Annotated in this window: 1 protein-coding gene; it reads left to right on the top strand. The window is 48.8% G+C overall.

The window, feature by feature from the left end; translation table 11 throughout:
- Window positions 1-51 precede the first annotated feature (51 nt).
- A partial coding sequence (locus A3751_RS15680; protein ID WP_255376091.1) for an MATE family efflux transporter occupies window positions 52-805 on the top strand: 754 nt, incomplete at its 3' end.

Here is an 805-nt window from a genome sequence, read left to right as displayed (position 1 = left end):
TATCAAAATATCACGCCTATTTTTAGAACACTGGGTGCGCCAGCTCATCTCATGCCGCTTATTCATGAGTTTATGGATATTTGGTTTCTCGGAAGCTTTATTGTCGTTATACCGATGGTCGGTAATTCCGCATTGAGAGCAGCCGGGAATACCTTCATTCCCGGTGTCATTATGATGGTGGTCGCAGTTGTAAACATCATTCTCGACCCAATCTTGATCTTTGGTTACTTCGGCTTCCCTGCAATGGGACTAGCCGGCGCAGCGGTCGCCACCATCGTTTCTTACTCGTTTGCTCTCTTCATCGGCTTATATTTACTCACCGTCAGGCTTCGGTTTTTAAGCTTGAGCGATTGTAAGGGACGCATCGTCCAAAGCTGGCTAGATATTCTTCGGCTCGCCATTCCCGCCATTGGCACAAACCTAATCGCCCCCCTTTCCGTCGCTTATGCAACATGGTTGGTTGCCGCTTACGGGACCGACGCTGTCGCGGGCTTCGGCGTAGCCAGTCGCATCGAGTCGCTATGCCTAGTTGTAATCATGGCGATCTCTTCCATTATGGGGCCATTTGTTGGTCAGAACTGGGGTGCTGGGCGTCAAGATAGAGTAGCGCAAGGCTTGCTTCTCACGCGACGATTTAGCCTTGCTTTTTGCTTTGCGTTAACCTTGATCTTACTCTTCTTTAGCAAAGATATCTCTCAGCTGTTCACTGACGACGCAAAGGTGGTCTCTGCCTCGAGTCACTACCTATTAGCGGTACCATGGTCGTATTTTTTTCTCGCTGTTATTATGATTACCTCATCAAGCT

It is taken from the genome of Oleiphilus sp. HI0080 (genome assembly GCF_001635135.1).
The sequence above is the reverse complement of the archived record's forward strand: the minus strand, read 5'-3'. Positions and strand labels throughout refer to the sequence as shown.